Annotated in this window: 19 protein-coding genes; all 19 read right to left on the reverse strand. The window is 43.3% G+C overall.

Annotated features, from left to right (window positions below; genetic code table 11):
- A partial coding sequence (locus tag N473_RS26060; RefSeq protein ID WP_231099494.1) for a GTP-binding protein occupies positions 1 to 141 on the reverse strand: 141 nt, incomplete at its 3' end.
- Between the two features lie 57 nt (positions 142 to 198).
- Entirely contained in the window at positions 199 to 2313 is a 2115-nt protein-coding gene (gene fusA, locus N473_RS24825; RefSeq protein WP_039611449.1) for an elongation factor G, read from the reverse strand.
- A gap of 27 nt (positions 2314 to 2340) precedes the next feature.
- On the reverse strand, positions 2341 to 2811 hold the full coding sequence (gene rpsG, locus N473_RS24830) for a 30S ribosomal protein S7 (protein ID WP_039611450.1): 471 nt from the start codon (positions 2809 to 2811) through the stop codon (positions 2341 to 2343).
- 102 nt (positions 2812 to 2913) lie between these two features.
- Complete coding sequence (gene rpsL / locus N473_RS24835; protein WP_010387308.1) at positions 2914 to 3288, reverse strand: 30S ribosomal protein S12; 375 nt, start codon at positions 3286 to 3288, stop codon at positions 2914 to 2916.
- A 436-nt stretch (positions 3289 to 3724) separates the two neighbouring features.
- Positions 3725 to 4312 carry a hypothetical protein gene (locus N473_RS24840; RefSeq protein ID WP_063370286.1) on the reverse strand — a complete coding sequence of 196 codons (588 nt, stop codon included), beginning with the start codon at positions 4310 to 4312 and terminating at the stop codon, positions 3725 to 3727.
- Between the two features lie 198 nt (positions 4313 to 4510).
- A complete protein-coding gene (locus N473_RS24845) occupies positions 4511 to 5014 on the reverse strand; it encodes a hypothetical protein (protein ID WP_063370287.1) in 504 nt (167 codons plus the stop codon).
- A gap of 44 nt (positions 5015 to 5058) precedes the next feature.
- Complete coding sequence (locus tag N473_RS24850) at positions 5059 to 5565, reverse strand: hypothetical protein (protein ID WP_063370288.1); 507 nt, start codon at positions 5563 to 5565, stop codon at positions 5059 to 5061.
- Positions 5562 to 6119, reverse strand: a complete 558-nt coding sequence (locus N473_RS24855) for a hypothetical protein (protein WP_063370289.1) — start codon at positions 6117 to 6119, stop codon at positions 5562 to 5564. Before N473_RS24855 ends, N473_RS24850 begins: the two co-directional genes overlap by 4 nt.
- Position 6120: 1 nt before the next feature.
- The gene (locus tag N473_RS24860) at positions 6121 to 6642 is read right to left on the reverse strand and encodes a hypothetical protein (RefSeq protein ID WP_063370290.1); all 522 of its coding nucleotides are present in this window, start codon (positions 6640 to 6642) and stop codon (positions 6121 to 6123) included.
- Positions 6643 to 6844: 202 nt separating this feature from the next.
- Positions 6845 to 7345 (reverse strand): hypothetical protein, encoded by a 501-nt coding sequence (locus N473_RS24865; RefSeq protein WP_063370291.1) that lies wholly within the window; start codon positions 7343 to 7345, stop codon positions 6845 to 6847.
- A 135-nt stretch (positions 7346 to 7480) separates the two neighbouring features.
- The gene (locus N473_RS24870) at positions 7481 to 8113 is read right to left on the reverse strand and encodes a hypothetical protein (RefSeq protein ID WP_063370292.1); all 633 of its coding nucleotides are present in this window, start codon (positions 8111 to 8113) and stop codon (positions 7481 to 7483) included.
- Positions 8114 to 8213: 100 nt separating this feature from the next.
- Positions 8214 to 8816 carry a hypothetical protein gene (locus N473_RS24875; protein ID WP_063370293.1) on the reverse strand — a complete coding sequence of 201 codons (603 nt, stop codon included), beginning with the start codon at positions 8814 to 8816 and terminating at the stop codon, positions 8214 to 8216.
- A gap of 119 nt (positions 8817 to 8935) precedes the next feature.
- A complete protein-coding gene (locus N473_RS24880) occupies positions 8936 to 9595 on the reverse strand; it encodes a hypothetical protein (RefSeq protein ID WP_063370294.1) in 660 nt (219 codons plus the stop codon).
- A gap of 106 nt (positions 9596 to 9701) precedes the next feature.
- Positions 9702 to 12074 (reverse strand): PKD domain-containing protein, encoded by a 2373-nt coding sequence (locus N473_RS24885; protein WP_063370295.1) that lies wholly within the window; start codon positions 12072 to 12074, stop codon positions 9702 to 9704.
- Between the two features lie 23 nt (positions 12075 to 12097).
- On the reverse strand, positions 12098 to 12652 hold the full coding sequence (locus N473_RS24890; protein ID WP_063370296.1) for a hypothetical protein: 555 nt from the start codon (positions 12650 to 12652) through the stop codon (positions 12098 to 12100).
- A gap of 60 nt (positions 12653 to 12712) precedes the next feature.
- Positions 12713 to 14659, reverse strand: a complete 1947-nt coding sequence (locus tag N473_RS24895) for a hypothetical protein (protein WP_063370297.1) — start codon at positions 14657 to 14659, stop codon at positions 12713 to 12715.
- Between the two features lie 52 nt (positions 14660 to 14711).
- Entirely contained in the window at positions 14712 to 15629 is a 918-nt protein-coding gene (locus N473_RS24900; RefSeq protein ID WP_063370298.1) for a hypothetical protein, read from the reverse strand.
- A 21-nt stretch (positions 15630 to 15650) separates the two neighbouring features.
- Positions 15651 to 17474, reverse strand: a complete 1824-nt coding sequence (locus N473_RS24905) for a hypothetical protein (RefSeq protein WP_063370299.1) — start codon at positions 17472 to 17474, stop codon at positions 15651 to 15653.
- Positions 17475 to 19194: 1720 nt separating this feature from the next.
- Complete coding sequence (gene rpoC / locus N473_RS24910; protein ID WP_063370300.1) at positions 19195 to 23376, reverse strand: DNA-directed RNA polymerase subunit beta'; 4182 nt, start codon at positions 23374 to 23376, stop codon at positions 19195 to 19197.
- Positions 23377 to 23406 lie beyond the last annotated feature (30 nt).

Genomic DNA, 23406 nt, shown 5'->3' on the forward strand with positions numbered 1-23406 from the left:
GAAGTCACGTGCTTCACCACCGTATACTTTTGCAAGTACGTTAGTGATTGCTGCTGTTAGAGTTGTTTTACCGTGGTCAACGTGGCCGATTGTACCTACGTTTACGTGCGGTTTCGAACGTTCAAACTTTTCTTTTGCCATTTTAAAATTTCCTATAAAGAAATTAAAGTCCAGTCCTAAGACCGGACCGAACTAAAATTACTTAACAGCGCGAGCTGCAATTATTGCGTCGGCAACGTTTTTCGCCGCTTCTGCGTACTTGGAGAATTCCATTGAGTACGAAGCACGACCTTGCGTTGCAGAACGTAAATCAGTTGCATAACCGAACATTTCAGACAGCGGTACTTGTGCATTGACAAGCTTAAGACCACCAAAAGCGTCTTCCATGCCTTCGATCATGCCGCGACGACGATTTAAGTCGCCTACTACGTCACCCATGTTTTCTTCAGGGGTAGTGACTTCAACTTTCATAACAGGTTCTAAAAGCACTGGTTGCGCCTCTAAAGCACCATTTCTGAAGCCCATTGAACCGGCGATCTTAAAGGCCATTTCGTTTGAGTCAACGTCGTGGAAAGAGCCGTCAAATAACGTCGCTTTCACACCTAACAGAGGATAGCCCGCAAGCACACCTTGTTTCATTTGCTCTTGAATACCTTTATCAACCGCTGGGATATATTCCTTAGGAACCGTACCACCTACGATTTCATTAACGAATTCGTAAGTTGGTGCGTCTTCATCAGAAAAGTCCATTGGTTCCAATTTCAGCCATACGTGACCATATTGTCCACGACCACCAGATTGACGTACGAACTTACCTTCAGCTTCTACAGAACCACGGATGGTTTCTCTGTATGCCACTTGCGGCTTACCAACGTTACATACAACGTTGAATTCACGTTTCATACGGTCAACAATGATATCTAGGTGAAGTTCACCCATACCAGAGATGATCGTTTGGCCTGACTCTTCGTCAGTTTCAACACGGAAAGACGGATCTTCTGCTGCTAGTTTACCTAGCGCAATGCCCATTTTTTCCTGATCAGCGACTGTTTTCGGCTCTACCGCTACTGAGATCACTGGCTCTGGGAATTCCATACGCTCTAAAGTGATCACTGAATCTTGAGAACAAAGCGTGTCACCAGTGGTAACGTCTTTAAGTCCAATCGCAGCAGCAATATCACCGGCGCGAACTTCTTTAATTTCTTCGCGCGAATTTGAGTGCATCTGAACAATACGACCAAAACGCTCTTTCTTACCCTTAACAGGGTTATAGACAGAGTCACCTTGACCAACTGTACCAGAATAAACTCGGAAGAAAGTCAATGTACCAACAAACGGGTCTGTCGCAATCTTGAACGCCAACGCCGCAAACGGCGCGTCGTCACTTGCTGGACGAGTAGCTTCAGAGTCGTCCTCAAGGATACCCTGAATCTCTTTAACCTCGGTTGGTGAAGGCATGAATTCAATCACGGCATCAAGCACAGCTTGAACACCTTTGTTTTTGAATGCACTACCACATGACATTGGCACAATTTCGTTGCTCAATGTTAGTTGACGAATCGCAGATTTAATCTCTTCTTCGCTCAACTCACCTTCTTCTAAATATTTGTCCATTAGTTCTTCAGTCGCTTCAGCTGCACTTTCAACTAAGTGAGAGTGCCACTCTTCAGCTAAATCCTGAAGTTCTGCCGGGATCTCTTCGTAAGTAAAAGTCATGCCCTGGTCACTTTCGTTCCAGTTAATGGCTTTCATTTTGATGAGATCGATAACACCTTTAAATTCGTCTTCAGCACCAATTGGTAACTGAATAGGCACAGGTGTCGCACCAAGGCGGTCTTTCACCTGATCCACAACTGCCAAGAAATCTGCACCAGTACGGTCCATCTTGTTAACGAAGATCATACGAGGAACTTCGTATTTATTGGCTTGACGCCAAACAGTTTCTGTTTGTGGTTGTACGCCTGATGAAGCACAAAGAACAACAACAGCACCATCAAGTACACGCAAAGAGCGTTCTACTTCGATAGTAAAGTCTACGTGTCCTGGAGTATCAATGATATTGATGCGATGCTCAGGGAACTGAGCATCCATACCTTTCCAGAAACACGTTGTCGCAGCAGAAGTGATGGTAATACCACGCTCCTGCTCCTGCTCCATCCAGTCCATAGTTGCAGCACCATCATGTACCTCACCAATTTTGTGAGATAAGCCCGTGTAGTAAAGTACACGTTCTGTTGTGGTGGTTTTACCTGCATCTACGTGAGCACAAATACCGATGTTACGGTAGCGCTCAATTGGAGTAGTACGTGCCATAATATCCTCTTAAAGGTCTTGGGCAGATTACCAACGGTAGTGAGCGAATGCTTTGTTCGCTTCAGCCATACGGTGAACGTCTTCACGTTTCTTAACCGCAGTGCCTTTATTATCCGCAGCGTCAAGGATCTCTTGTGCAAGACGAAGACCCATTGATTTCTCGCCACGCTTACGTGCAGAGTCTACTAACCAACGCATACCTAATGCGTTGCGACGAACTGGACGTACTTCAACTGGTACTTGGTATGTAGAACCACCAACACGACGAGACTTAACCTCAACCGCAGGGCGTACATTTTCAAGTGCAGCTTCAAAGATTTCTAGGTGCGACTTGCCTGATTTTTCAGCAGCCACGTCTAGCGCACCGTATACGATTTTTTCAGCAGTAGATTTCTTGCCGTCTAACATTACTACGTTAACGAATTTAGCAAGAAGTTCTGATCCGAACTTCGGATCTGGAAGAATTTTACGTTGACCTATTACGCGTCTTCTAGGCATTTTATCTCTCCGATATCTTCAGGTTCGTTTTTTTCAACGAATACCCAAAACAAATTATTCAATATTAAAACTTAAGTGCTTGGCCTTACTAACGGAGAACCATTAGCCCTTAGGACGTTTTGCACCGTACTTAGAACGACCTTGTTTACGATCGTTAACACCCGCACAGTCAAGCGCACCACGTACTGTGTGGAAACGCACACCTGGTAAGTCTTTAACACGACCACCACGGATAAGGATTACACTGTGCTCTTGAAGGTTGTGGCCTTCACCGCCAATGTATGAAGTTACTTCGAAACCGTTCGTAAGACGAACACGCGCTACTTTACGTAATGCAGAGTTTGGTTTCTTTGGTGTAGTTGTATATACACGAGTACATACACCACGCTTTTGAGGACAAGCTTTAAGAGCAGCAGAGTTGCTCTTTGTAACCTTGCTGCGACGTGGCTTACGTACTAGCTGGTTAATAGTTGCCATTAAATAGCTCCTGATTAGTTAAAATTACTACTGAAAAAATAAAATCGACCCAAATTTTCCTTCCATTTTTATGGAACGAATAAATGGGTGGCCGAATTTTAATGAGCAAAGATTAACCTGTCAATAAAAACTGCGCTAAAACGCTAACTTTAGGTAAGGAAGAAGGTATTTTTACCGTCTCTAACTATTTACACAGCTTATCTGATCCGTTTAAGGTTTGCGTTTTAACGAGGGGCAATGATTTATCATATTTTCATTACCAATTTATGTAGCATAAAGTTTAGACAATACGACGTTGAAAAGGTTAATCATGCGAGATAAGAGAAGGGGAAAACACACATATAACAGATACAACATCATAGTTAAGGTTGTACCATGATCTCCACAGTCAACAAGAGGTGTACTTTCACACCCCCTGTCTAGTGATATTTAGAAGTTATAGCTCTTCAGAGATCATTACACTCAATGATAAACTTGGAGTAGTGTAATAGCGCGAAAAATCAAATGATAAATTTAACTGGTCACAACTACCGCCCGTAACAGCACCTTGAGATACATAGAACTTGTCACCACTATCAGACGCGCTGAATGTGCCGCATGATGCACTCATCTGCATATTTCTTGACGCTCTACCTGCAATATCAAAATAAAGCTTTTGGCCAAAGTCATTATACACTGGTAAAGATAAATCTAAACCAACTGTTCTATGAACAACCAGCGGCTCTAAGCCAGGGCAATAGTAGGTTTCAGTCACCGTACGCACACTAAAGTCACTTTGGGTCAATGAATGACGCTCACCACCGATATAGATTGAGCGACTAGAGAACATCCCCATGAAATCCGACTCAGCTAGCTCCGCACCATTTAACGTTTGCTCTTGTGCAGAGAGTAAAACTGGGTCAGCACCATATGCACATGGCTCTACTGGAGGCCGAATGATATCTCCAGGAGCTGCTTGTACTGATACTGCATTTGCCACTGCTAACGTTAGTAACATACCGCTGAATATTTTTTTAAATTGCATTGTTTTTTTCCTTAATTATAGTTATACGCAATAGCTTTTTATGACTAATCGCTTCTTAAGCGCCTAGCTTTAAATTTCAAACTTTTCCAAATAATCCCGTATTTTATGCCTCAGCCAGTTTGGCTGCTGTGCTGAGGCATCATTTTTATAAATGCGGGTTGTTGATTACTTCATAACAAGGTGAATAAGACCGTTATGTTAAAACTTACTGGTTACATAAAGTCTTAGATCGATACTTGCTATGTCGGTGTAATACATACGCGCTAAGCTGCCCACCTTGTCCATTCTGACTTTCACCGTTTCACACCCAGCATTGATTGGGTGATTTTCAACTCGAATTTGCGGTTTAACGACATAGCTTGATCTATCATGACGTAAGCCATATGAACTATCTGTCTGCACAACCTCATCATTACAATAAACTGACACCTTCATTGCAAAGTTAGATGAATACCAAGCAGATGCGATGTCACCCGTTAGTTGCACATCCAGCTCTGTCAGCCCCCAAGTACCATACACTGGTACTTCTACTTCATATGCCGTCTCTGCATACTTATTGACGCCACCTTCTTGCCTATATAGCTGTTTTATAACTTGCACATCATCTTTGGTAATATTAACGGCCTCACCAACAAATAAAGTCGGGAGTGCAAAAGCCGCTGATGACAACAAACAACTGCCCAGTAGTAATATATGTTTCATTCCGGTCTCCTTGTATTATTCATCCCCGCAAGGAATGCTCTAAATTATCGAGGATATTGCTCAACAATCTGGACTGTAAATGACAAATCAGTCACGCGAGTATAAAACTGCCTGCTTAAGTGTCCTTCTTTATCAATGCGTACTGTCATTTGCTGACAATTACCACCGGTGTTTAGTACTTCAGAAATCGCCGGCTTTGCAAGATAAGACACCCCCGCATACCTGATGCCAAAGTCCATGTTTTCGCCAATGAAAATGGCGTTATTTAACCCTGGAGTCTCACAAGAAACTGACAGCGTAGCGGCCATATTTCCTGCAAACCATCGCGTAAATACTTTACCGCCAACGCGATAGTTTAGGTCTTGACCAAAATCACCATCTACGTTCACTTTCGCTTCATATGCAACAACAGCCTGTTGCCCTGCATAAGGTTCTGTGATCGGAGTGAAATCAGCAAAGTTAAGTTCATAAACGGCGCCACCTACATCAACAGGTGCCGCATAGACTTGTGATGCAGCTAATAAGCTCGCCAAGATACATAGTTTTTTCATTTTATTACCCCATACTGAGTTGTAGATGATTGAGATGTCGTGTTAGATAAACGAATCGTGCCTTGCACTTTATTTGTTTTGCCATTGGTTAGTGTTGCGACACGAAGCTCCATAGATTGACAGGTTACCGGCTGTAACTTCACAAATGCCGTATCAAACGACACAGTTCTGCTTTGACTCGCTAGCGGTTCATTTGTAAATTCACTGCGATTTTGTCTATCCGTAAATAAAACCTGCCCATCACAGCGAACCTCTACCTCAACCTCATAAAGTAATTCACTATGTAGTGTATCGACGTATGCACCCATACACTCACTACCCTGAAATTGTGTACATACTGATTTTGATTCAGAACTGTAATCACCCGTTCCTGACGCCTGTAAGCTCAACTCAAAGACGGAGGCATTTACTGGCAATGAGTTAAGAATGTTTAGCGTATAACTGCCGTCTTGAAGTACCATATCGGCTTCTGTAAAACTGGTATTTAACTCTGCGGCCATCCCCATGGCGCTGTGCATAAGTAAACCTGCACTTATCATCGTTGTTTTCAACATCTCACAGCACTCCCTGAATAGGCTCAACAGCATTAATCGACACAGTGAAAGAAATATCCTGAATGCGGGTATAGAATTGTCGGCTCACAGTGCCTTCTTTAAGCAATTCCACTTTCAGCTGCGAGCAGTTTTCCACGCCTTCACGTAGCTCTGATATAGAAGGCTGCGCAGGGCTAGATATATTATCAACACGTTTACCGTAGACTTTACTCATACCTACTGGTACACCACTACAGCTTACCTTTGTTACCAAACCAAAGTTTGACGCGAACCAACGCGCACCCACTTCACCTTGGGCATTAAAAAATAATTTCGATTTCGCGCCTGTTACATCAATTAACGCCTCATAGCCAGTCACGACTTCTCGACCAGCCCACACAGTCGTCACGGGTGTAAAATCTGCTATATTCAATGCTAAAGGCTCAGCACCGACATTAAGTGTTTTCACTGTACTTGCGGCTGCTGCGCTACCTGCACAACTAAATAACACACCAAGTAACAGTAGGTTTTGTTTTAACTTCATGTTTATTTTCCCTAAACCATGATGGGGAAGCACAGCAATCACTGTGTCACCTCATATCAAACTAACCAATTCAATAGGTTAGGAGCCAAGTGGGAAGATCCGTGCGCTAAAATCACATGCATACGGTCTCGCCACGGCATCCACTTACCTGCAGGTTAGCTCCAATTAACTTTTTATCTTATAAGATCAAGATCTTAAGAACTTAGAATCCTAGATTTAAATAAATGATTAAGTTAGCGTTTAAATTCTCAATCACCGCTGAGCTATCTGCTGCTGAATGCCCAGTTTTACTCACGTTTATTTTCAATGACTTACAAGTACCATGTGTCACTTTACGGTTGTATATTGAAAAACGTGCAGGAATGACCATGCCACGACGTTCAAATGCAACATCGGCATCGTAGCCAATATCTGTGCCAGAGCACTCAACAGACATACCCACTAGTAAAGGCGAGCCACTGGTAGTGCCGTTTGCTTCACCGCTGACGTCAAAAATTAGCTCTGGATATCCGCCAATAAAGTCATCATAGGCATCAACCAAAACAGGCACTTCTAGGCTATATGAAACGACTTTGCCACCTTCAATAACAGGTGTGAAATCACTTTTTGTATAGCTGTGTTGCTCACCACCTACATAGATAGGCTCGACTGCATGTGCACCAAGCGACATTAAAAACAACATCGCAGTAGTTAGCTTTTTCATAGAACTTTCCTTTTATTTTTATATAAATTAATAAATTTTGTGTTTGTAAACTCGGCTTAGTCACTTGCGACAAAAGATGTGTTGTTACACAAACTCAAGGCAAAAGCGCATTCAGCCAATGTATTTTTCGAATCATTAAAATTCTTCTGAAATCATTACATTAAAACTAAAGTCAGCAGGCGGTAGACCTCTAAAAAACTTAAATTTCAATGTCATGTCTTTACAACTTCCACCTGTATTTTGTTGTCGTGAGATCACCCACTTATCACCAGAGTCACTGGCACTAAATGATCCACATTGAGCGCTCACACTCATGTCCTTACTTGAACGACCACTCAGATCGAAATACAGATCTTGACCCCAATCACCATCAACTGGAAACGTCGTTGTATAACCAACCAAATACCCGCATGAGCCTGGATATTGCGAATAATAAACAGGTGTTAAATTTGATAAATTTATCTTATAACGGGCGCCACCAACGTATATGGGACCAGGCGCAACAATGTCCCCTGTTGCACTGCGACCTAATGTTAGCTTCGGCGTTGCAGAGCGACACATCGCCCTGAGCACATCGCAGCAATCAACGACCGGATCATTTGTTGCGAACGTATATGGGCCAAAAAACTTGTCAAAATTTTTATCATAATTAAGGCCCGGCTTTGACGTGCTCAGTGTAAATTGCTCATCAAAAACCTCATCGGCGCTAGCTTGAAATGACAGCAAAGTCACCCCTGAAAGCAGAGCTAATATCATTTTTTTATTCATTCTTTTTCTCTTTTGATATTCTTTTTTATATAGAGCAATCTCTATTGCTCACCTTGATTCGCTCTTCACCCTCATTGAAATCAGTAAGGGGAACGTCGAACTAATTCAGTTGTTCTGAAATCATGATATTTAGATTCACGTCAAAATTATTCGGAAACGTCGGTTTATCGAGTGAAAACTTCAGCCTCATGTGCTTGCAACTTCCTCTCGTATTTTGTCTTTTCGAAATCAACCATTTTGAGCCAGAGTCAGTGGCATTAAACGAACCGCATGATGCGGACAAGGTCATTGGCATAGACGAGCGGCCGCCAATATCAAAAAACAAACCTTGGCCAAAGTCGCCATCAACAGCAAAGCTCGTTTCTAAACCAGTTAGGTAAGTAATAGGGATCTTGATCCCAAAAATCACTTTAATAAATCGCGTTTCATAAATAGGTGTGAAGTTTGAACGCTCTAGGGTATAGCGTGCTCCACCAATATAAACGGGTTCAGGTCTTACGACTGCCCGTGCGGCACTGAGTATTTGCTCTTCCGACATTGAGCTGAGCGTTTTGATATCCTGCAGAGACAGTTCAACTGGCACACCGCTCAGTACATCGCTAAGTAAATCGACATCACGTTGCAGTGGAGTATCATCATGGCTAGCCACTGCATTAGTCCCTACAGACATTAGAAGCAGCATCACAGAAGTTATGTTTTTCATGTAACCATCCCTAAATATGTTTATCGACTCAGTACTCACCGCTGCATCCTGCTACCAGGACGCAACTCTCTTATGGCCTCATCAAATGATAGAGGCCAGACTACACAGGTTTTTAGTGTTTACAGCTGCTCAGAAATCATGATATTTAGGTCGATATAACTTGGTGCAGCGCTGTTTGAGAAGGTGTACTTCAGCGTCATCTGTCTACAGCTTCTGGCCGTATTTTGTGATTTCGAAAGTACCCACTTAGTACCTGAATCAGATGCACTGAATGAACCACATGATGCCTTTAAAGTCATTGACTTGTTTGAGCGACCACTGATGTCGAAGAATAGGTCTTGTCCAAAGTCACCATCCACAGCAAAGGTTGCTTCATAGCCAGTCAATACTCTGTATACAATTGGCTCATAGGAACAAGGCTCAAAAATCGTGCGCGTTTCATAAATTGGCGTGAAATTTGACTTGTTTAATGTATAACGCGAACCACCAATATAAATAGGCTGAGGCTGAACGACTGCGTATGCTGCGCTCATCATTTCTTCCATAGACACTGTTTCTTGCTCGCTGTACGGATAAGGGCAGAAAGAAATAGGCTCGCCATGACGATAATTACAGCAATAATCTGGTGGAAGGCGAAATGGTTCATCGATAGCTGCTGATGTTTGAGTCGCAGATTGTGCGCTCACCACATTACCAGCTGCCACAACATCGCTTGCTAGTGCGTGAAAAGATAGCGCTGAAAGCGCTGATACAAATGCAAATACTGTCTTGTTATTCATGTTGATTTCTCTTTTTATCTTTTTAATTAGTATTTATTATGGGTACAGCAGTCGGCGCATTCTCTCTTGGAATGCCCCGTCCATCCCCTATATTTTTGGTTTAATCTTATTTATTACAGATGCTTAAAAAGCCTCGCGAAGCAATGCTTTCTGAATAGTACACACTGAATCGTTGATTACCTGACACTTGCAAAGTATCATCCACATACAGTTCATACTGGGCTGTAGCCGGCAAGCTAAATGAACTCGTTGCTTTAGCGCTTTGGTCTAGCGTAAAACGTACCTTTTGATCATACGTCGTTGGTAACTTACTGGACTCTGGTATTGTATACAGCAGACGATAACCTACTTCTATCACCTCAGGACCTGTATATTGTGGGCAAGTATATAGTTTGACTTCCACCGGCTGTAACATAGCTACAAACACATCACCCATTTCAACCAGGAAGTTATTCTGTGTGATTGACGGCGCAGTGTACGTAGAAGATGCCAAACGGCTATCTTGTGTGCTTACCTCTAGCGCTTTACCTTCTTCAATTTCTACCCAAGCATTTAGTCTGCCCATATCATCAGTGAAGTGCTGTACACCGTTGATGTTTAATTCAGCGTTTGCAACTGGCTTATTGAGTGAATTAAGCAGTCTTGCTGTGACTGTGCCACTTATATAAGACACTGGATCTGTTACTGTCACATCAATAGACTTGCGACTCGTATTGCCCGCTGAGTCACTCACTTGTAGATGTACCGTATAGTTACCAGCCATATCAGCCAGCAAGCTGTTTGTTGCTAAGTTATCCGCTGATAATTGTGCTGTCGATCCTGCAGGTTTATCTAAAGACCATTGGTAGCTCAGTACATCACCTTCAGGGTCATAACTGCCTGACGCATCAAACTGTGCTTCACTACCTAGTTCAATCGCACGTGGTTTTTCGTTAACGAATGTAATTACTGGCGATAAGTTTTCCGTCACATTGACGGTGTGCGTAACCGGGTCAGAGAAATACTGTCCGTCATTTGCGCGCACAGATACGGTATAATGACCGACTACAGACGGCGTGAAAGAAGCCTTACCATTTTCTGTTTGCAAGAGGATGTCACTGGCAGCGTCAACTACCTGCCACTCAAAAGTCAGTGGGTCATTGTTCGGGTCAACACTCTGTGTTGCATCTAGCACAACAGGTTCACCAATGAATACTGTCTCAGGGGCAGAGATTTTAGCCGTTGGCTTTTGGTTATCGTCAACAAAGAAAGTGCGTGGTTTAGAAGTCACTGCTGTCACACCGTCAGAGACTGTCAGTGCAACCACATATTCACCAGCAACATCTGGGTTTAACTGCGCAGATGCTTCCGTTGCCGATAATATTTCACTGCTACTTTGTGCAGGTCGACTTTGGAGCTGCCATTGGTATGTAAGTAGCTCACCTTCAGGATCATAACAAGATGCGCATGTAAGCGTGATTGGCGCAATACGTACATTGCTGTCCGAACCGAGATCTACAATCGGCGGTAAATTATCTGTCGTTACGGTAAAGGTGTACACGGCTTGAGTCATTTCACCTTTAGAGTCAGTTACTTGCACAGCCACTTCGTAGCTACCCAAAGTCGCTGCCGAAAAGCTCACTTGTGGACCTGATACGGCGCTTAAAGTCACATCCGCATCAACTGGCTGAGACAGCACTTGCCATGCAAATGTTAGACGGTCAAATCGATCTGGATCATAACTTTCGGAAGCATCAAGGCTGACCACTTCATTGAGTTTTAACTCGCCCTTGGCTTCTTTGATCACAACAACCGGCGCGGAATTTTCGCTGAGCGCGTCACTGGTGATCTGTAACGTATCCGTAGCAATATCACCAAACTCATTTTCAACTTTTAACTCGACAAGGTATTGGCCTACCTGATCCGCCACAAATGACGTTTTTACTCTCTTATCTCTAAAAATCTTTGTATTGCTGTGTTCTGGCTTGGAGAGGATCCGCCATTTGTAACTGGTGATCACGCCATCTAATGACTTACTTGCGCTACCATCAAGTGAAACTAACTGGCCCTGCTTGACGGTTAAATCTCGGCCTGCCGATGCAATAACAGTTTGCTCTGGCGTAAACTCAAAAGACGCTGCTTCGCTCACTGACTGACCATCATTTGCAGTCAGAGTTAGCACATAGCTGTCATTGTCTGTAAGCAGTACCGATACTTCTGAACCATGATTCTGCGACAATGCGACCGGAATACTGTCAACGCCTCTTACTAAACTCCACTCGTAGCTCAGCGCATCACCGTCTGCGTCATAACTTTGACCAGCATTAAACTGAAGCGGTCTATTTAGCAATAAACTTGCAGAGTCGGCTGTGATAACTGCAACAGGCACTTGGTTGCTAGCAACATTAGCATTTTCAGACATAGGTTGTGCACTCGTAGAGCCGCCACATGCAGCTAAGAAAGCACACAAAGATATAGGTAAACCATTTTTCAATACCATGACATTAATCCTTTTCCGTATTATTAATTCTGAGCTGCTAACCTGACCGCTTCATTCAGTGCTACACCTTTACGGCCCAACTCTTTTGCCTGTGCAATTAACTGCTCTCGCTCGTACATAATCTGTTGATCTACCCCTGAACTCGCTTCGCCAGAGGCCAATGCTTGCTTGTTTCTTTCCTCTACAAGCGCCTGTAATGAGGAAATACGCTCATTTTGAATACGCGTCGCATCACGGTAATCATTCACTTGCTCCTCAAGCTGCGGAAAGTGAGTAACAATGAAATCGTAGTAATGTTCTTCTTTGCTCTTGTCCTCACTCAGCGCTTGCTCTATGAGTGTGGTCGTGCCTTTGTAAGCTTCTGCCTCTGCGACAATCTCTTCGGCCGCTCTTTTATTTTCAATTACAGGCTCGATGTCCTGCTCAACAACTTCATTTTTAACCACTGGTAACTGCTCTTTCTCCTGCTCTACAGGCTGCTTTTGGACTTGTTGCGTTTCTTCCGGTGTATATAAACTCGTACCGATATAACCGGCTGCCGCTGCACACAACAATGTAATAACAACTTTTGCCTTCATAAAAAATCCTAAATCAATTGGGTGGAAAAAAGAGGGGGCGTCCCCCTCTACTGTGATGACTTATTTACAGCTAGCTTTATCAACACATACTTTTGCTTGAATTAGCGCACTACCTTGGAAAACATTAAACGATTCTTTCGAGTAACGTCTCCAGATCTTGCCGTATGTAGTTGAAGTGTGTGATGTCGTACCCTGAGCTTTAGAGCCACCGATGGTGTCTAGTACTCTCAGAACAACGTTAGCAACTTGACATACTTTGTTTCGAGGACAAACTTTGTTCAGACCATCACCAAGTTGTGCACCTACCGTGCTCTGACCTGCATCTGTTACTTCTGGGTCAGTTACAACTAAGTCATAAGACTCAGCATACGTTGCCAAGAACATTTGCCACATATCTGTGTAAAGTTGTGACTCTAGCTCTTCAACTAAGCGTGCTGCTTCAACAGGGTCGTTAGACTCTGGTACCGCACTCAGTGAACATTCCATGCCTAAGTTTTCACGTGCTGATTCACGGATATGGTCCCAGCTACGAGTCTTAGATCTGAACCAGCTCCAGCCTTTAGACTTACCAGTGTTTCTCCAGTATGAATTCATGCGATCGACGTCGATAGAACACTCACCTTCGATTTTGCCAGGATATGCATAGTAGTTATATGTAAGGCCGATATTGGTTGCAAAAACAGCATCATTGCCATTGGCAACATATTCATCAGTCACAACTGTCCAGCTGTCTTTGATGCCGTTACTGTCGGTATACGTGTAAGAGCGTTCTGTATTTTCTGTGTATGAACCACAGCGTGCATCTTTGGTTACATTGAAGTTAAAGCTACCTGCGCCCAGTGAATCCCAAGTCGTCGCATCAAAGTGAACGAAATCGCCGACTGTTTCACGCTCAAATGGCATGGCTTTATCACCAATCTTACCGAAGTTAATTACAGTATTTGCTGGGTAAGTCCATACATTCTTTCTGTAAAGTGGTGCGTTATCGCCACCTAGGATGTTTACATTTTCCTTACTTACACCTGAGTTCAAGCGGATATCAAATACACTAAGCTCTCTAACTTCATAGCCTTTACCAGCAACTGCATTCGAAAGGATACGAGCTTCGTCATCGAACAAGTTGTATCCAGCAACCGCTTCACCTGCAACCATGCGACCCGCTTCGTCAACTGCTTTCTTCTCAAGGTCATAGGCATTGTTAGCAATCATCAACTGGAAGCCATAGAGATCTTTAACAAAACTAAGCTGAGTATCTAAACGATTTAACTTATCGGTATACGCTTTATATAAACCTTGAACTGTATAGAAGTCAGTACGAATTTTGTCCTGCTCAGCAGAAATTGCGTCAGACTTCGCCTGTGCCGTACTGATCAGCGGTGTAAATTTGTTAATCTGAGCAATAATACACTCAGACATTCTTACTGGGTCCGTTGCATTGGTTACAATACACATATTTGTTGCATCTTGTTGCTGTGTACGCAAAGACGCGACTTCTTTGTCACTAAGCGCTTTATCAGCCGCTAGACCAACCCAAATTGAATTCAGTGAGTTGTACTGGTCGATAACCGCACCGTTTTCAAGCGCAAGCGCATTGATTTCAGCATTCTTATCACCAATTTCTTTGGCTTTTTTCAAGTTTTTAGCAGGAATAGCTACTGTCAATTGGAAGTAGTTACTGTAAAACTCATCGTTATCAAGTGCTTGTTGTACTTGTGCCTTTGAAACAGGCAGGTTGTGCAACTGATTCTTCATATTGACGTAAGAAGAACAGCTTGGGCCTCCACCGATTTCAAAATAGTCACCGATGATCTCTTTGTTATTGGCAGGGCCAACATGTAGTAGACGATCATTTTTGTGATCTCGAACTACATCACCGACACCTGCAGGCGTTGCCACGCCAATCGCACTTAGTGGGTTCCCTGAAGTAGCGTCTGGTAGTGCGAAAGCAGAAGAATGTGCTAGCGCTGCTGCAACTGCAACAGTTGTTGCGAGTAATTTACCGTACATGATTGTTATTTCCTTTATTAGTTTATTGAATTTTGTTAAAAGTAATTAGCACTTAAAGCCTTGTGCTAAGTTTGTTTACTGCGCCTTGGATAATCGAACGGTCACGACCGACATACTTATCAGCAAGCCAATTAGCTTGAGAGTTCAGATAGTTGTACAACTGAGCAATGTCGATTTCATTTGAGCTTAATGCTGATGTCACTGCGCCGCGTAAATTAGCCAGCTGCTGTGTACACAAGCTGCTATATGAGCCGCTACCGCAATTCGCTTCCAAATAAGTTTTCGTAGAGGTGAGATCTTCAAGTATCACTCGTAGATCTTCCGCTAGGATTTCGTCTTCAATGTCAAACTGCATAAACTCTAACGTGGCAACGGTATTATCAATTGCTGCTAGTAAGTTTGTGTGGCCTGTTGAAGGTACTGCTAAACTGGCCATTCTTTCTAAATGTAAATTGAATGACACAAGGTGCGAGGCAACTGCGCTGAAGTAACGCGGCTCTGGGTATTTCACCATTTGCTGAACCTCTAACTTACAACCCGGTTTCATCGCTTGGAATCCTGTTGCGCCATCTAAGCTGCTAAAGCTCACTACAGAGTCTTGGTTACCGTGAGTCAGCTCAATTGAGTTAGGCTCATAAGTGCGAGACCCAGCAATACGGTTCGAAACAGATGAACCATCACCATTTGACAAGGTGTAACGCACTGACAGAGGACGCATAGATTCACATTCAAATGTGTAATTTAGTAACGTCTTGTACAGGCCGTTTTCAATGATACTGCCATTGGCATAACTGTTGCTTTTCTGTGCAAAGATGCTTTTCCCACTAAAATTACACGGTGGTAAAAAGCGCTCTCCCGTCGAAGTTGTACGAGACTGACATTGCTGTTCAGCATTAAAAACCTCTACTGGAAAGGCGTGCGCTGCCGCCGTCCCTGTCAGTGACAAGGTCGCTAGTAATAAAGCTTTCATTATTTTTTCCTTTAATTGAACTTAAATCTGGTCAAGGGTTGCTGTTAATACCTGACGGCTGATGACTCCCAGCTCATCGGTGATTTTCACTACCATATTGATTTGATTATTATTCTCAGAACATCCGTGGAATGCAGATTGTCTGATTTTTAATTGCAAGTTATTGGATGGTGAATTCACTCCAATCGCATTTGGCAACAATGAGTTTGTTGATGTTGCCAGTCCTTGTAATGCTGGAAACAGCTCCAACAGTCCTACAGGCATTCTTGGTGTCCAAAACATCCCGTTATAATCGAAGTACTCTATTTCAATAAGTGACTTCTCACTGGTCATTTCAGAGGGTTCAAATAAGTGCCAATTCACTGATACCACACGGTCTTCATCAAACTGTCTGACATTGGCAAGTACTTGACTTCGATAAGCTAACGTCTCCATTCTGCGAATGATGGATTCCAACTCAGCCATCAAAACATCGCTGAAACCATTATCCAGCATGTAATAGATGATATCGTCAGCTCGATTCCCTAATTCAAAGCTTTCTGTTTGAATCTGCTTCATCTCAGGATTGATATTCTGAAACTCTTTACATAACAGAATCGGCTGACTGTCTAGGGTCTCTAAAGTTGCAAGTCCGACGTTGTTGGTCACATCTGCTATTTGAGTTAGCTGTGTGAGTGTTTCTTTACCCGTCAAATTTTGAGACAGATACGCAATATTGATAGCCGTTGCTAAGCGCTCCAAATTGACGTCTGTCCGCTGTGCTTTGTATTCAGCGAGCTTACGACTCACAAAACCGGCCAAATCAGGCTGTCTTAATTGATCAGGTGGCGTTGTTTGATAATCGCCGTTATATACATAGGTCAATGCAGACGCTTCGTTAGCCAGTGCCGTCAGTGAATGCTCATAATGAGAAAGCTGCTGATCAAAACTTGGATAAAATGGCGTCGTTGACGGCGCGACGATTTCATTAAAGCAAACACCCTGCTCACACTTCGCCAATGATGTGTCGACATACTTATTCAACACAGCAGACTTATCGAGCATTTTGCTTTGCAAATCTGCCGGCAGCTGCTCTAGTAAAGTAGCGTATGTGCTTAGCCTGCGATTTAAATAGCTAAGACGGCTATCTGAAATACGCGTTAAGCTATAGCGCTTTAACAGGGTCCACAATCTTACTTGTCTTGCGACATTGTTATTCAATTCAGACTTCAGTGACGTTTTCTCAGTACTTGAAAAGTATGGAAATCTGTCGATATCTACCATCATTTGCGCAAGTAAATCATCGAGTCTCTTTTCTAGTTCAAGTCCCAATGAATAACGTCGATATACCGCGGCATATCTAAGCGCTGATGACTCTCTGTCTATCTTTTCTAACAGATCAAGTCTGAAGTTTTGCTTGCGTAATTCATCACTTGCCGGGGTAAAGCCAAAGTCACCAGGAATAGCAATATATTCGTGGTATAACTCTCCAAATAAAGATGCTTGAAACACGTTCATTTGGCCTATCAAGGTTGAATAGTCAAGCAAATCACTCACATGAAACCAAGTGTCACTCCCCTCTTGTTGGTGTCCTGTGGCAGTCGCAGTCATCTGTGTCACGACGTCACAAGGCAACGCGACCTCTTTGAAACACTGTGGCATAGACGAAGGTGTCGCCGATGCACATACATCCGTACAGCTATTTGGATTAAATTCACTGTAGCAAATTTGCGGTTGAAAATGCCTAACCTGAAGTTTGGCAGAACAACTCGCATTTAAAGCATTCGCAGCGTCCACACTGAGTACATTTAACAGAATAAATGCAACACCAAGACTCGCGTTTTTATGCGAAATATCACATTTCATACTAAGTTTCCTTTTGTGTTTACTTGCTGGTGACTCATAGTGGCCCAACAAGTGGAACAAATTTCATTTCCATAGTAGTGCCAGCCCGCAAAAAAGTTCAATAGGTTAAAAATCAAACTTTTTTTCTATTCGGAAAATAAGTTCTATTTATTATTTAAATCAGCAAGTTAACCCCTATTTTCCCCTGCGTTATTTATTTATAACTATTTTTGTTAATTGATTTTTGATTAAAATTTGTACTGGATAGATTTTTTAAATTGAAAAATTCATCGCCTTTGAGGCTTTGATCTGTACAGGAGACTCTGAGGATTGTGGGGAAAATTCGAACTGATTGGGTATATGGGTGGGTTTAAACAAAAAGCCAGCTAATTTTCAACATGAATAGGGCTCATATGAATACTATTTATTGTACTGGAATAAGCAAAATACCACTGCACTATCATTGCGCTTCATTATTCTCTGTACATCAATAAATTCTGAGTCATATCGCTTCTTTTTTCGCGCTATCTGCAACCTATCACACGGCAGAAAATGAGATTGACTTCACTACGGCAAAAATAACTTAACTGCCTGTGATACAAAAAGGCGGGTAACTTCATACTGGCTAACCCTTGTTTCATAGCGCAACTAAAAACAAGATATGCCCAAGGTATCATCACCTATCTTATGCGCAATATATCGCGTAGTTGAAACGCTTGTTTAAGCATGCTTGACACGATAAAAAGGTAGCGAACTTAACGAAGTGGATATCTGGCAATTTAAGACAGTGGTCCATTTACTTTGCCAAGTGTTCCCTTGGTAAACTGTATGCTGTATTTATCCAGAGCACTGTTTGATGCGTACACATGATGCTTGCCTAACAACACCAAACACCTAGCACAATAAGAAAAGATGTGGTTTAAAGTTGACTAAATAAACCAGCTTGGCTGCCGCTGATCAATCCCAATGATTAAAACACCGTATGTTTAGTGACTAAATACGTGCGGTATTTAAAAGAAAGAGCACATCTAACTCAGCATGTTTCCTCCTCACGAAAACAGATGCCTATATACCCTTTTCGCGCTTTTTGCTCATACACCGTGTGTCAATGAGGCATGAAAAAGTATGCTAAAAGAGATACACCATACTAAACAAGGCAAGGTGATAGAGGCCTTATCGTTCTAGGAAGATTGAGGGGATATTGAGATTACGCAAAGTAACGCTGACCTGTACAAGCAAGAAAAAGGCGCACGCCTTCATCAGTGCAATGTTGCGGATATCATAAGTACCGGCATTGACGTTAGTAGAGCACATACAAACGGATATATATCAAAACGAATTACCTGCTAAAGCTGTCCAAATACTCAAAGGACAACTTGTGGCAAGGTGCAATAAACTGAGTGAAGTTCACATGAAGAATACTGAGCTGGGATCTAGTAGTTACGTACAGTTAGGGCCCGACTACCATGTATTACCTACATAGGAATACCGATACTTGTATGAAACTCAGCGCAAGTTAAATTTACAGACCAAGAGAGATTGACGACAATTAAGTAGCAGAGAAAAAGTGCAAGGAAGCTTAAGGACGCTCTATTTTTTGAGGCGTAATGATCATGGATCGTTAACATTACAAAATGCTGAATATCAGTCAAACAAACTGACCCATGTCTTTAGAAAAGTTGCGCGCATAAAAAAAGCCACCCTGCTGGGTGGCTTAAATTTCTACACTAGAGTGGAAAACTTACTCGTTTCCGCCTAGTAGGTCAGCATTAAGTGCATCTGTCAGCGCTTGCGACGCTTCTTCTGCACTTACTGTTTGCTCTTCAGCTGGTAGCTCGCTCTCTTTACGACGGTTGATGCGATCTTGGTGATACGCAAAACCTGTACCTGCTGGGATCAAGCGACCAACGATTACGTTTTCTTTCAGACCACGTAACTCATCACTCTTACCATTTACAGCTGCTTCAGTTAGGACACGAGTTGTTTCCTGGAACGATGCTGCTGAGATGAATGATTCAGTCGCTAGTGACGCTTTAGTAATACCCATTAGCTGAATTTCAAACTTCGCTGGGATCTTACCTTGCTTCTCAAGTTCACGGTTAGCAATGTTAACGCGTGCAACTTCAGCTTGCTCACCTGCTAGGAACTCAGTGTCACCACCGTCGATGATGATACACTTACGCAGCATCTGACGAACGATCGTCTCAATGTGCTTATCGTTAATCTTTACACCCTGTAGACGGTATACTTCCTGAACTTCGTTCGTGATGTAGTTCGATACATCAGTCACGCCACGTAGACGTAGGATGTCATGTGGAGACTCAGGACCATCGGCAATCACTTCACCTTTAGCAACCTGTTCACCTTCGAACACGTTAAGCTGACGCCATTTCGGGATCATCTCTTCGTAAGCATCACCTTGCTCAGGTGTGATCACTAGACGCTTCTTACCTTTCGTCTCTTTACCGAAGCTCACAGTACCTGTGATCTCTGCAAGGATTGCAGGATCTTTTGGCTTACGTGCTTCGAATAAGTCAGCAACTCGAGGTAGACCACCGGTGATATCACGAGTCTTCGAACCTTCTTGCGGGATACGTGCTAACACGTCACCCGGCTGAACAGTTGCGCCGTCTGTGATTTCAATCGTGGTGAATGAAGGTAGACGAATTTCTTGTAGGCCACGCTCTTCGTTTTCAATGATTAACTTAGGCTCTTTTGCATTCACCTTAGCTAAGTCTTTAACAACAACACGCGTTAGACCAGTAAGCTCATCAGTCTGTGCTTCTGTGTTTGAGTCATCGATATCGCTGAACGATACTTTTGACTGGTGTTCGATAACGATTGGGTGACTATGCGGGTCCCACGTAGCAACAATATCATTACCTTTAACTTCAGCACCATCTTGTACAGAAAGAACCGCACCGTAAGGTACTTTATAACGCTCTTTCTCACGACCTTGCTCATCGATAACCGTGATTTCAGTCGAACGTGAAGTTACAACGATCTTGCCATCAGTATTCAATACATATTTTGCATTGTGTAACTTCATGCTACCGTTGTTTTTAACTTGTACGCTGTTTTCAGCAGATGCTCTTGATGCCGCACCACCGATGTGGAACGTACGCATCGTAAGCTGTGTACCTGGCTCACCGATTGACTGAGCAGCGATTACACCGACTGCTTCACCTGGGTTGATGATGTGGCCACGTGCAAGGTCACGACCGTAACAGAATGCACAAACACCAAAGTCATTTTCACAAGTGATTACAGAACGTACTTTAACTTCATCTACTGAGTGTTCTTCTAAAAGGTCACACAGTTTTTCGTCAAGCATTACGTTACGCTCAACAAGTACGATGTCAGTACCTGGCTTACATACGTCTTCAGCAACAACACGACCTAGAACACGCTCGCGAAGTGGTTCTACAACGTCACCACCTTCGATTAGCGGCTTCATTACTAGACCTTCTAACGTACCACAATCTGATTCGTTGATAACCAAATCTTGTGCAACGTCTACTAGACGACGAGTTAGGTAACCCGAGTTCGCAGTCTTAAGTGCGGTATCGGCAAGACCTTTACGTGCACCGTGCGTCGAGATGAAGTACTGAAGTACGTTTAGACCTTCACGGAAGTTAGCTGTGATTGGCGTCTCGATGATTGAACCATCTGGACGTGCCATTAGACCACGCATACCCGCTAGCTGACGGATCTGAGCTGCACTACCACGTGCGCCCGAGTCGGCCATCATGAATACTGAGTTGAAAGAGTCTTGTTGCTCTTCTTCACCCTGTGCATTCACTACTGTGTCTTTCGATAAGTTCGCCATCATTTCACGTGAAAGGTTTTCGTTAACACGTGACCAGATATCGATAACTTTGTTGTATTTCTCACCCGCAGTTACAAGACCAGACTGGAACTGTTGGTTGATTTCAGCAACTTCAGCTTCAGCGCGCTCGATGATTTCAGTCTTAGTAGGTGGGATAACCATATCGTTAATACCGATAGATACACCTGACTTCATCGCGTAGTGGAAACCTGTGTACATCACTTGGTCAGCAAACACAACGGTGTCTTTCAGACCTAGGCGACGGTAACACTCATTAAGAAGACCAGAGATCTGCTTCTTACCAAGTGCTCTGTTGATAAGCTCAAACGGTAGACCTTTTGGCATGATCAATGACAGGATCGCACGACCTACTGTTGTATCAACAACATGAGTTTTTTCCGAACGCTCGCCAGTCTCTTCATCAACAATTGTCTCTGTTAGACGAACTTTAACGCGTGCGTGAAGCTCTGCGCTACCTGTACGGTATGCTTTTTCAGCTTCTTTCGGATCTTTAAACGCAATACCTTCACCTTTCGCATTGATGCGATCACGCGTCATGTAGTAAAGACCTAGTACAACGTCCTGTGAAGGAACGATGATAGGCTCACCACTTGCAGGTGAAAGGATGTTGTTTGTAGACATCATTAGTGCACGTGCTTCAAGCTGTGCTTCTAATGTCAACGGTACGTGTACCGCCATTTGGTCACCATCGAAGTCAGCGTTATACGCCGCACACACCAACGGGTGTAGGTGGATTGCTTTACCTTCGATTAGTACCGGTTCAAATGCTTGGATACCAAGTCTGTGAAGTGTAGGAGCACGGTTCAATAGAACTGGGTGTTCACGGATCACTTCATCAAGTACGTCCCAAACCTCTGGTACTTCACGCTCTACCATCTTCTTCGCAGCTTTGATGGTAGTCGCCATACCACGGCGCTCTAGCTTACCGTAGATAAATGGCTTAAATAGCTCTAGTGCCATCTTCTTCGGAAGACCACACTGGTGAAGTTTAAGCGTTGGACCAACTGTGATTACAGAACGGCCTGAGTAGTCAACACGCTTACCAAGAAGGTTTTGACGGAAACGACCTTGCTTACCTTTGATCATGTCTGCAAGCGACTTAAGTGGACGCTTGTTAGAACCCGTGATCGCACGACCACGACGACCGTTATCTAGTAATGCATCTACCGCTTCTTGTAACATACGCTTTTCGTTACGTACGATGATGTCTGGTGCAGCTAAGTCTAATAGACGCTTCAGACGGTTGTTACGGTTGATAACACGACGGTATAAGTCGTTCAGATCTGAAGTCGCAAAACGACCGCCATCTAGTGGTACTAGTGGACGTAGATCTGGTGGAAGTACTGGTAGCACGCTCATGATCATCCACTCAGGGTTGTTACCTGATTGGTGGAATGATTCCATAAGCTTAAGACGCTTAGTAATTTTCTTACGCTTAGTCTCAGAGTTAATTGTAGGTAACTCTTCACGCATTTCTGCGATTAGCTGACCAAGGTCTAGTTCGCGAAGTAGATCAAGTACAGCTTCTGCACCCATCTTAGCTTCGAACTCATCACCGTGCTCTTCAAGTGCATCTAGGTACTCTTCTTCACCTAATAGCTGACCGCGCTCAAGCGTTGTCATACCAGGCTCTGTTACTACGAAAGATTCGAAATAAAGTACGCGTTCGATGTCACGAAGTGTCATATCAAGCATTAAACCGATACGAGACGGTAGTGATTTAAGGAACCAAATGTGCGCAACTGGGCTAGCAAGCTCAATGTGACCCATACGGTCACGACGCACTTTAGTTAGTGTAACTTCAACGCCACACTTCTCACAGATAACACCACGGTGTTTTAATCGCTTGTATTTACCACACAAACATTCGTAATCTTTTACTGGGCCGAAGATACGGGCACAGAATAAGCCGTCACGCTCAGGCTTGAAAGTACGGTAGTTGATTGTCTCAGGTTTCTTTACTTCACCGTATGACCATGAACGAACCATGTCTGGCGAAGAAAGACCAATGCGAATTGCATCGAATTCTTCGGTCTTATTTTGTTGCTTCAGAAACTTAAGTAAGTCTTTCACCTTAGCTCTCCTGTCGGAGTTAATCTTGAG

Source organism: Pseudoalteromonas luteoviolacea CPMOR-1 (genome assembly GCF_001625685.1).
GTDB classification, from domain to species: Bacteria; Pseudomonadota; Gammaproteobacteria; order Enterobacterales; family Alteromonadaceae; genus Pseudoalteromonas; species Pseudoalteromonas luteoviolacea_K.